Origin of the sequence: Arenimonas sp. (assembly GCF_035312645.1) — a bacterium.
Lineage (GTDB): Bacteria > Pseudomonadota > Gammaproteobacteria > Xanthomonadales > Xanthomonadaceae > Arenimonas.
Map to the genome: position 1 here is coordinate 1 of NZ_DATGBO010000093.1, position 9,832 is coordinate 9,832.

Annotated in this window: 9 protein-coding genes; 6 read left to right on the forward strand and 3 right to left on the reverse strand. The window is 64.0% G+C overall.

From position 1 onward, the window contains the following. A partial coding sequence (locus VKM35_RS08535; RefSeq protein ID WP_324320396.1) for a septal ring lytic transglycosylase RlpA family protein occupies window positions 1-827 on the forward strand: 827 nt, incomplete at its 5' end. A gap of 62 nt (window positions 828-889) precedes the next feature. After that, window positions 890-2,119, forward strand: coding sequence for a D-alanyl-D-alanine carboxypeptidase family protein (locus VKM35_RS08540; RefSeq protein WP_324320398.1), 1,230 nt, complete (start codon window positions 890-892; stop codon window positions 2,117-2,119). Window positions 2,120-2,168: 49 nt separating this feature from the next. Here the strand turns inward: VKM35_RS08540 and fghA are convergent, their stop codons facing one another. The 3 genes from fghA to VKM35_RS08555 form a co-directional block, all read right to left on the reverse strand. Next, window positions 2,169-3,011, reverse strand: a complete 843-nt coding sequence (fghA, locus tag VKM35_RS08545; protein WP_324320400.1) for an S-formylglutathione hydrolase — start codon at window positions 3,009-3,011, stop codon at window positions 2,169-2,171. Between the two features lie 115 nt (window positions 3,012-3,126). Then, a complete protein-coding gene (locus VKM35_RS08550) occupies window positions 3,127-4,236 on the reverse strand; it encodes an S-(hydroxymethyl)glutathione dehydrogenase/class III alcohol dehydrogenase (protein ID WP_324320402.1) in 1,110 nt (369 codons plus the stop codon). Between the two features lie 203 nt (window positions 4,237-4,439). Then, the gene (locus tag VKM35_RS08555) at window positions 4,440-6,605 is read right to left on the reverse strand and encodes a M3 family metallopeptidase (RefSeq protein ID WP_414636602.1); all 2,166 of its coding nucleotides are present in this window, start codon (window positions 6,603-6,605) and stop codon (window positions 4,440-4,442) included. 134 nt (window positions 6,606-6,739) lie between these two features. On the opposite strand from VKM35_RS08555, the gene VKM35_RS08560 reads away from it, so the two are divergent. The 4 genes from VKM35_RS08560 to VKM35_RS08575 all read left to right on the forward strand — a co-directional run. Then, window positions 6,740-7,012 (forward strand): DUF493 family protein, encoded by a 273-nt coding sequence (locus VKM35_RS08560; protein ID WP_324320404.1) that lies wholly within the window; start codon window positions 6,740-6,742, stop codon window positions 7,010-7,012. 85 nt (window positions 7,013-7,097) lie between these two features. Further along, window positions 7,098-7,778, forward strand: a complete 681-nt coding sequence (lipB, locus tag VKM35_RS08565; protein WP_324320406.1) for a lipoyl(octanoyl) transferase LipB — start codon at window positions 7,098-7,100, stop codon at window positions 7,776-7,778. Between the two features lie 7 nt (window positions 7,779-7,785). After that, window positions 7,786-8,802 carry a lipoyl synthase gene (lipA, locus tag VKM35_RS08570; RefSeq protein WP_324320408.1) on the forward strand — a complete coding sequence of 339 codons (1,017 nt, stop codon included), beginning with the start codon at window positions 7,786-7,788 and terminating at the stop codon, window positions 8,800-8,802. A 109-nt stretch (window positions 8,803-8,911) separates the two neighbouring features. Next, window positions 8,912-9,832 (forward strand): PDZ domain-containing protein (locus VKM35_RS08575; RefSeq protein WP_324320410.1); only part of this gene is annotated, 921 nt, incomplete at its 3' end.

The window sequence follows — 9,832 nt, forward strand, 5'->3', positions numbered from 1 at the left end:
CGCGTTACGGCAATCGCTCGCCGTATTCGGTGCTGGGGAAAAGTTATCGCGTGCTCGACAGCGCCAACGGTTACGTCGAGCGCGGCACGGCATCGTGGTACGGCAACAAGTTCAACGGCCGCGCAACATCCAGTGGCGAGATCTACGATATCTGCTCGTTCACTGCCGCGCACAAGACCTTGCCGCTGCCGAGTTTCGCGCGCGTGACCAATCTGGACAACGGCCGCAGCGTGATCGTGCGCGTGAACGATCGCGGACCTTTCCATGAGGGTCGCATCATCGACCTCAGTTACGCTGCCGCGGTACGTCTTGGCGTCGATCGCACCGGCACGGCGCGGGTGGAGGTGCGGGCGATCAGCGTCGGCGATGGCCCGGTCGATGCGCCTGTCGAAACAGCGACGCCAGCGCTGCCCGCGCCAGTCATCGCCGCGCCGCCGTCGGTATCTGCACCGGCATCGCCGACTCCATCTTCACCTTCATCTTCATCTTCATCTTCATCTTCATCCGCGTCGGCCTTACCCTCCGCGTCGCCCGCTGCCACACCTGTGGAAGGCGACAATCCATCGCCATCCGCGCCAGCTGCGGCTGCCGATGACGAGCAGCGCATTCTCCAGGTCGGCAGTTTCGCCAGCCAGGACAATGCCCGTCGTCTCGCCGACAAACTCATCACTGCCGGCATCGCCGACGTGGTGATCGACAGCGGTGAGGCCAACGGGCAGCCGGTGTGGCGTGTGCGCATCGGCCCGGCCGAACTCGATGCGCTGCCGGCCCTGGTCGACAAGATCCGTGCTCTGGGCCTGCCCAGCCCGCGCGTGTTCAGTGAATAGTCCGTAAAATCGCCCCACTTTTTCGGGTCGCCGCGGCGGTCCCTGCTCTTGGAGTTTTGCCCATGCGTTTCCCCCGTTTCATTTTTGCAGCGGTCGCTGCCGGCTTCGTCGCTGCAGCCGCAGCGCAGGCCCCGATTCCGCAACCGAATGCGCCCGTCGCCGCGCCTACCCCCAATGTTCCGACACCGCCGGCACCGGTGCCGGTCGGCGCCAAAGCCTGGTTGCTGATGGATTACGACACCGGCCAAATCCTCGCCGGCGAGAACTACGACCAGCGCATGGAACCGGCGAGCATCACCAAGGTGATGACCTCGTACGTCGCGGCGGCGGAGGTCAAGGCCGGCAAGATCAAGCCTGACGACATGGTGACGATCAGCGAACGCGCCTGGCGCGAAGGCGGCGCCGGCACCGATGGCAGCTTCAGTGGCTTCGAACTCAACAGCCGCGTCAAGCTCAGCGAAGTCGAGAAGGGCATGTCGGTGCAGTCGGGCAACGACGCGGCGATCGCGATTGCCGAACACGTCGCCGGCAGCGAAGAAGCCTTCGCCTCGTTGATGAACAGCTACGCCGCGCGCATCGGCATGAGCAACAGTCATTTCGTCAATTCCCACGGCCTGAGCACCGAAGGCCATTATTCCAGCGCCCACGACCTCGCCCTGCTCGGCCGCGCGATGATCCGCGATTTCCCCGAGACCTATGCCTACAACAGCATCAAGGAACTCACGGTCGGTTCGATCACCCAGCACAATCGCAACAACCTGCTCTGGCGCGAAGGCAGCGGCATCGACGGCATCAAGACTGGTCATACCGACAACGCCGGCTTCTGCCTGCTGGCCTCGGCCAAGCGTGGCGAGCAGCGCTTCATCTCGATCGTGATGGGCATCCAGAGCAAGTCGCAGTCGGAAGGATTCCGTCTGCGCGAAACCGGCAATCTCAATTTGCTTGAGTGGGGCTTCCGTTTCTTCGAGGCGCACACGCTGTACGCGGCCGGCGCCAAGGTCGCCACGCACAAGGTGTGGAAGGGTTCGATCGATACCGTCACGTTGGGCCTGACCGAACCGTTGACGCTGTCGGTGCCGCGCGGCCGCTACGGCGATCTCAAGCCGGCGATGGACGTACCCAAGACGCTGATCGCACCGATCAAGAAAGGTCAGGTCATCGGCAAGCTGCGCGTCGCCCTCGACGGCAAGGTGATCGCTGAGCGTCCGCTGATTGCCGAAGCCGACGTGCCGGAAGGCGGATTCTTCAGCCGGCTCTGGGACGAGTTCATGATGTGGTGGGATTCGGAGTGAATTCCGGATACCACGGATAGTGAAAAAAGCCGGCGAAAGCCGGCTTTTTTTATCCAGCCAGCGCGCGCGCGTGATGACGCAGATGATCGTCGATGAAACTGGCGACGAACCAGTAGTAATGCTCGTATCCCGGTTGCCGGCGCAGCGTCAGCGCCTGTCCGCTGGCGGCGCAGGCGGCTTCGAACAACTCCGGGTGCAACTGCTTTTCCAGATGACGATCGCCGTCGCCCTGGTCGATCAGGATCGTGCCCGGAAAGCTCCGCGTCTTCGTCAATTCGCAGGCATCGTGGTCGGACCAGGTGCTGCGATCGGCGCCGAGATAGCGCGAGAACGCGTGTTCGCCCCAGGGCACGCGACTCGGCGCGACGATCGGTGCGAACGCCGACACCGAGCGATAACGCCAGGGGTTTTTCAAGGCGATGGTGAGCGCGCCATGGCCGCCCATCGAGTGCCCGCTGATGCCGCGTCGTGATGGATCGGCGGGAAAATTCTTTTCGATCACGCCGGGCAACTCATTGACGACGTAGCTGTACATGCGGAAATTCTCCGCGAACGGCGCCTGCGTCGCATCGAGATAAAAACCGGCGCCTTCACCGAAGTCCTCGTCGCCGGTGGCACCCGCGATGCCGGTTTCGCGCGGACTGGTATCGGGCGAGACCAGCATCAGCCCGAGTTCCGCAGCCAGGCGCTGGGCGCCCGCCTTGATCATGAAAGTTTCTTCAGTGCAGGTCAGCCCGGCGAGGAAATACAGCACCGGCACTTTGCCACGCGCGGCCTGCGGCGGCTGGAACACCGAAAAACGCATCGGCGCCGCGCATTCGCTGGAAAGATGACGATAAACGCCTTGCGTGCCGCCGAAATGGCGCTGCTCGGAAATGGTTTCGAGGGTCATGCGATGGACTCGGTGTTCTCTCTGATGCCTCGGGAAATTGTATTCCGGCAAATTGCAGAAGTGTCGGTCACTTCCGCCTTCGCGGGAATGACGCCGTTGATGGTGTGTACGCGAATCAATAGAGCACCACGCTCCGTATCGACTCGCCGCGCTGCATCAAGTCGAAGGCATCGTTGATTTTTTCCAGCGGCATCGTGTGCGTGATCAGCGAATCGATGTCGATCTTTCCTTCCATGTACCAGTCGACGATCTTCGGCACGTCGGTGCGGCCGCGCGCGCCGCCGAAAGCGCTGCCACGCCAGTTGCGACCGGTGACCAGCTGGAACGGACGCGTGGAGATTTCCGCGCCGGCGTCGGCGACACCGATGATGATGCTGGTACCCCAGCCCTTGTGGCAGCACTCCAGCGCCTGGCGCATCACCTTGGTGTTGCCGATGCATTCGAAGCTGTAGTCGGCGCCGCCTTTTGTGAGGTTGACCAGATACGGGACGAGATCGCCTTCGACTTCCGATGGATTGACGAAGTGCGTCATGCCGAATTTTTCCGCCATCGCCTTGCGCGCGGGATTGATATCGACGCCGACGATCATGCCGGCGCCGGCGAGACGCGCGCCCTGGATCACGTTCAGGCCGATGCCGCCGAGCCCGAACACCACGACCTTCGCTCCCGGCTCGACCTTGGCCGTGTAGATCACCGCGCCGATGCCGGTAGTGACGCCGCAACCGATGTAGCAGACCTTGTCGAAGGGCGCGTCCTCGCGGATTTTCGCCAGCGCGATTTCCGGCAGCACCGTGTACTGCGCGAACGTCGACGTGCCCATGTAGTGATGCAATTTCTTTCCGCCGATCGAGAAGCGGCTGCTGCCGTCGGGCATCAGGCCCTGGCCCTGCGTGCTGCGGATCGCCTGGCAGAGATTGGTCTTGGGATTGAGGCAGTACTCACACTCGCGGCATTCGGGCGTGTACAGCGGAATCACGTGGTCGCCTTTCTTCAGCGAAGTCACGCCTGGCCCGACATCGACGACGATGCCCGCGCCTTCGTGGCCGAGAATGGTCGGGAACAGGCCTTCGGGATCGGCGCCGGACAGCGTGTACAGATCGGTGTGGCAGACGCCGGTGGCCTTGATCTCGACCAGCACCTCGCCGGCGCGCGGCCCTTCGAGATCCACGGTTTCGATGCTCAGCGGAGCACCGGCTTGATAGGCGACGGCGGCGCGGACTTGCATGGCAGGCTCCCGGAATCGTTTTCCCGATGTTACGTGGGAGCGCGCCCCGTGGGAGCGGGCAGGGCCGTGATTTTCTTTCGCCGGACCGTCTTGTGATCAACGCACGCCCGGGGTCGTGGAGGTGGTTTCTGCTGAGGCGGGCCAGCCCACAAAAACAAAGCCGCCTTGCGGCGGCCTTGTCTGTTGCTTGCAGCGGGCAACGATTACTTTTTCTTTTCCGAGACCAATCCGCGCTGCTTGAGCAGCGGTTCGACGCTGGGTTCGCCGCCGCGGAACTTCACGTACAGCGTGTGCGCATCCTCGGTGCCGCCGCGCGAGAGCACGCCGTCGCGGAAGCGCTGGCCGTTGGCGGCGGTCATGCCGCCGTTTTCCTGGAACCAGGCGAAGCTGTCGGCGCCGAGCACGGCCGTCCACAGATACGCGTAGTAACCCGCGCCGTAACCGCCCGGCCAGATGTGCGAGAAATACGTGCTGTGATAGCGCGGTGGCACCTGCGGCAGGTTGACCTTGTATTTCGCCAGCGCGGCCTGCTCGAACTTCGCCGGATCCTGCAGCGGCGCATCAGCCGGCAACGCGTACCACTCCATGTCCACCAGCGCCGCTTCGGTGTATTCGAGCGTGTCGAAGCCCTGGTTGAAGGTGCTGGATTTCTTGATCTTCGCGACCAGGTCGGCCGGCATCGGCGCGCCGGTCTTGTAGTGCTTGGCGTAGTTGGCGAGCACGGTCGGTTCCAGCGCCCAGTTCTCGTTGAACTGCGAGGGGAACTCGACGAAATCGCGCGGCGTGTTGGTGCCCGACATGTACGGGTACTTCACCTTCGAGAACAGGCCATGCAGACCGTGGCCGAACTCATGGAACATCGTGGTGACTTCATCGAAGGTCAGCAGCGCGGGTTGGCCGGCGACCGGCTTCGGGATGTTGAGCTCGTTGATCACGACCGGCTTGAGTCCGAGCAGGTCGGACTGGTCGACGAGGCTATCCATCCAGGCACCGCCCTGCTTGCTGTCGCGCGCGAAATAATCGGTGTAGATCAGGCCGATCGAGGAACCGTCGGCATCGAACACTTCCCAGACGCGCGCGTCCGGATCGTAGACGGGCAGGTCGGTGCGCTGCTTGAAGCTCACGCCGTACATCTGGTGCGCGGCGAAGAACACGCCGTCTTTCAGCACGTGGTCGAGTTCGAAATACGGGCGGATCTGCGATTCGTCGAGGTCGTATTTTTCCTTGCGTACCTGTTCGGCGTAGAAGGCGTAATCCCAGGGCTGCAGTTTGAAGCCGCCCTTCTGGCGATCGATCACCGCCTGCATGTCGGCGATTTCCGCGCGCGAACGATCCGCGGCGGCGGCGCCGACCTGGCTGAGCAGCTTCAACGCCGCTTCCGGCGTCTTCGCCATCTGATCGTCAAGCACGTAGGTGGCGTAGTTCGGGAAGCCGAGCAGCTTGGCTTTCTGCGCACGCAGCTGCGCCAGACGCGAGATCACGCCGCGCAGATCGTTCGGGCCGTCGTGCGTGCCGCGGGCGATCGAAGCGCGGTAGATGCGTTCGCGCAGCGCGCGATTCTTCAGCGAAGCCTCGGCCGGCTGACCGGTGGTGTTGACCAGCGGAATCACGAACTTGCCGGCCATGCCGCGCGCCTTGGCGGCGACGGCGGCGTTTTCGATATCCGAAGCGGACAGGCCGTCGAGTTCCTTGGCCGAATCGACCACGAGCGCGCCGGCATTGGTGTCCTTGAGCAGACGCTCGGAGAACTGCGTGGTCAGCTTGGACTCTTCTTCGTTGAGCGCGCGCAGCGTGGTCTGGTCGGCGCCGGACAACTGCGCGCCGCTGCGCACGAAATCGAGGTGGTAGCGTTCGAGCAGACGCAGCGACACCGGGTCGAGGCCGAGCGTATCGCGCTTCTCGTACAGCGCGTGGATGCGCGCGAACAACGGCGCATCGAGGGTGATCGAGTCGGAATGCTGCGCCAGCTTCGGCGCCATTTCCGCCTGCACCTTCTGGATGTAATCGTTGGTGTGGGTGTTGGTGGCGATGCCGAAAGCGCGGCGCGCGCGCGACAGCAGGGCGCCGCTGCGCTCAAGCGCAACGATGGTGTTGTCGAAGGTCGGCGCGTCCTTGCTGTCGGCGATCGCGCGGATTTCCGCTTTCTGCTGGCGCATGCCTTCTTCCATCGCCGGCTGGTAGTGCTCGTCCTTGATCTGGTCGAAGGGCGGCGCCTGCATGTAAAGCGTGCTGGGCGCGAGGAAAGGATTGCTGGCCGGGGCGGGTGTGGCGGCTTTGCTCATGGCGGGTTTGTTCGCTGCGAAGGCACTGGTGCTGGCCGCCAGCGTCAGGCTGGCAGCAATCAACAGGGCGAGGGGCTTCTTGGACATGGTCATTTCCGTTCAGGTCGGAGGGCGGGCGGAGAGCCCGGGCCCCCGAGGGTAGTGGCCCAGGGCGCTTGGCGCCATGTGCCGGAAGGGCTGTCTGGCTTGGGAAAGCGCCGGGATGCCCCGATAATGCCGGGATGAAAAAGACCAGCGACGATCAGGGCTTCCAGTTTCCGGGCGTATTCGAGATCACCGCGATGGGCGCGGCCGATGCCGGCCTCGAACTGGAGATCCCGCGCCTGCTGACCGCGGCGGGTTTGCTGGTGCTGCACGAAACCGTGCGCACCCGCCCCTCCAGCGCCGGCCGCTATGTCTCGATTTCGATCAGTTTCAACGCCGACAGCCGCGAGCAATACGATGCCGCGCACATCGCCTTGCGCGGGCATCCGGAAGTGAAGTGGACGCTGTAGGCCGCACTTCGACTTTCGCCCCGGCAAAACTTCCTCCTCTGCTCGCAGGGGCGAGTTGCGGTGGGGTGGAGCTACGGGGCGCGCGATGAGTGGAGCGCAGCCCGTCTGGACTGTCCGCGACCTCGGTCGGCAGCCTTTCGAGCGCGTCTGGCGGGCGATGGAAACCTATACCGATAGTCGCGGCGACGATGGCGCCGACGAGCTGTGGCTGGTCGAGCACGATCCGGTGTTCACGCTGGGCCAGGCCGGCAAGCCCGAGCACGTGCTGGCGCCGGGCGACATCCCGGTGCTGCGCACCAATCGCGGCGGCCAGGTGACCTATCACGGCCCCGGCCAATTGGTCGCCTATCCGCTGGTCGACCTGCGCCGGATTGGCATCGGCGTGCGCGAATTCGTGCAGCGGATCGAGCAGGCGCTGATCGACACCCTCGCGACCTGGGACATCCCGGCCCTGCGTCGTGAAGGCGCACCGGGTGTGTACGTGCAGGGCGAAAAAATCGGCGCGCTCGGCCTGCGCGTCCGGCATGGCTGCACCTTCCACGGGCTGGCCTTCAACATCGCCATGGACCTGGAGCCGTTTTCGCGGATAAATCCCTGCGGATATGCCGGTTTGCAGGTGACCTCGGTGCTAAAATCCGGCGGCCCGGCGACGCTGCCCGAGGTCGCGTCGGTGCTGGTTTCGCAACTCTCGAAACAGCTCGGCCTGCGCCCGGAAACGTCCACCGAACCGCCGCTGCTGTTGCAAGCCGCCCTTCTTCCCGCCTGAGCCGCCCATGTCGATCGAGTCCGCGAGCAAATCCATTCCCGTCCTCGTCGTCGGCAACGCGCCGACCTTGCAGGAAGGCGTGAAGCAACTCGGCGAAGACAAGATCGCGCGCAGCCCGGTGAAATTCGACGAAAGCGCGCCCGTGCTGCGCAAGCCCAGCTGGATCCGCGTGCGTATTCCTGCCGGCAACGCGGTCGCGAAACTCAAATCCAAGCTGCGCGAAAACCGCCTGGTCACCGTCTGCGAAGAAGCCAGCTGCCCGAACATCCACGAGTGCTTCAGCCACGGCACCGCGACCTTCATGATTCTTGGCGAGGTCTGCACGCGCCGCTGCTCGTTCTGCGATGTCGCGCATGGCCGTCCGAAGCCGCCGGATGCTTCCGAGCCCGCGAATCTCGCGCGCACGATCGCCGACATGGGCTTGCGCTACGTCGTGGTGACGTCGGTGGATCGCGATGATTTGCGCGATGGCGGTGCCCAGCATTTTGCCGATTGCATCCGCGAGACACGCGCGCTGAGCCCGAATATCAAGATCGAGATTCTCACACCGGATTTCCGCGGCAAGGGCCGCATGGAACGCGCGCTGGAAGTGCTGCGCGACAATCCGCCCGATGTGTTCAACCACAACCTCGAAACCGTGCGCGAGCTTTACGCGAACGTGCGTCCCGGCGCCGATTACGACTGGTCGCTGCAGCTGCTGCAGAAATTCAAGGCGCAGCATCCAGGCCTGCCGACCAAGTCCGGCATCATGCTCGGCCTGGGCGAAGAGAAGGAGCAGGTGCTCGGCGCGATGCGCGACCTGCGCGCGCACGATGTCGACATGATCACCATCGGCCAATACCTGCAGCCGACGCCGCACCACCATCCGGTGCTCCGCTATTGGACGCCCGAGGAATTCAAGGAGCTCGAAGTCCTCGGCTTGGCCATGGGCTTCACGCACGTGGCCTCGGGTCCGATGGTGCGTTCGTCGTACCACGCCGACCGAATGGCGGCTGAAGCCGGGTTCGTCGAGGCGTTCGCCTGAACGGATCGGCCGGTACGATCCAGGCCATGACCATCTGCACAGGCCGCTCACTCCCGGGCGGCGCAAGCTCAACCCAGCACGGCCGCGTCCCGGCCCCGAAGGATCGTAAATGTTGAACCGCAAGCTGCTCGCCCTGTCCGCCGTGTTGCCGCTGACCCTGGCGATCGCCGCCACCGGCGTTGCGACCACCAAGCCTGCCGCGACAACGGCGCCGGCCATGGCCCAGACCGATGCCCAGGCCGCCGCCGCCCGCCTGGTTTACGGCCTGCTCTCCGACAGCCGTTATGCCTACCGGCCGATGGCGCTCGACGATACCTTGTCGGCCGACATCTTCCGCCGCTATCTCGACACGCTCGATGGCCAGAAGCTGTTCTTCACACAGTCGGATATCAATCGTTTCCAGCCGTACAAAACCACGCTCGACGATTCGATCAAGAGCCAGAATCTCAGCGCGGCGTTCGACATCTTCGGCACCTACAGCCAGCGCGTCGACCAACGCGTGGCTTATGCCCGCAGCCTGCTGACCAAGCCCTTCGATTTTTCCAGCAAGGAAACCTGGGCCTACGATCGCGAAAAAGCCAGCTGGGCCAGCGACCAGACCGCGCTCAACGAGATTTGGCGCAAGTACGTCAAGAACGACGTGCTCCGCCTCAAGCTCGCCGGCCGCGCTCCCGACGACATCCGCCGCACCCTCGACAAGCGTTACGCGACGCTGGCGTCGCGCGTGCACGAATTGCGCGGCGAGAACGTCTTCGAAAGCTTCATGAATGCCTACGCGACCTCGATCGATCCGCATACTAGTTACATGTCGCCGCGCAGCGCGGAAAATTTCAACATGCAGATGCGCTTGTCGCTCGAAGGCATCGGCGCGGTGCTGCAGCGCCAAGATGAATTCGTCGTCATCCGTACGCTGGTGCCGGGCGGCCCGGCGGCGATGTCGGGCAAGATCAAGGTGGGTGATCGCGTGGTCGCGGTCGGCCAGGGCGACAACGGTGCGATGACCGACGTGGTCGGCTGGCGCATCGACGAT

What these genes read in the sequence shown, in the direction of transcription:
- VKM35_RS08540 (WP_324320398.1), top strand. Translation starts at nt 890, where the DNA reads ATGCGTTTCCCCCGTTTCATTTTTGCAGCGGTCGCTGCCGGCTTCGTC.
- fghA (WP_324320400.1), bottom strand. Translation starts at nt 3,011, where the DNA reads ATGACCCTCGAAACCATTTCCGAGCAGCGCCATTTCGGCGGCACGCAA.
- VKM35_RS08550 (WP_324320402.1), bottom strand. Translation starts at nt 4,236, where the DNA reads ATGCAAGTCCGCGCCGCCGTCGCCTATCAAGCCGGTGCTCCGCTGAGC.
- VKM35_RS08555 (WP_414636602.1), bottom strand. Translation starts at nt 6,605, where the DNA reads ATGTCCAAGAAGCCCCTCGCCCTGTTGATTGCTGCCAGCCTGACGCTG.
- VKM35_RS08560 (WP_324320404.1), top strand. Translation starts at nt 6,740, where the DNA reads ATGAAAAAGACCAGCGACGATCAGGGCTTCCAGTTTCCGGGCGTATTC.
- lipB (WP_324320406.1), top strand. Translation starts at nt 7,098, where the DNA reads ATGAGTGGAGCGCAGCCCGTCTGGACTGTCCGCGACCTCGGTCGGCAG.
- lipA (WP_324320408.1), top strand. Translation starts at nt 7,786, where the DNA reads ATGTCGATCGAGTCCGCGAGCAAATCCATTCCCGTCCTCGTCGTCGGC.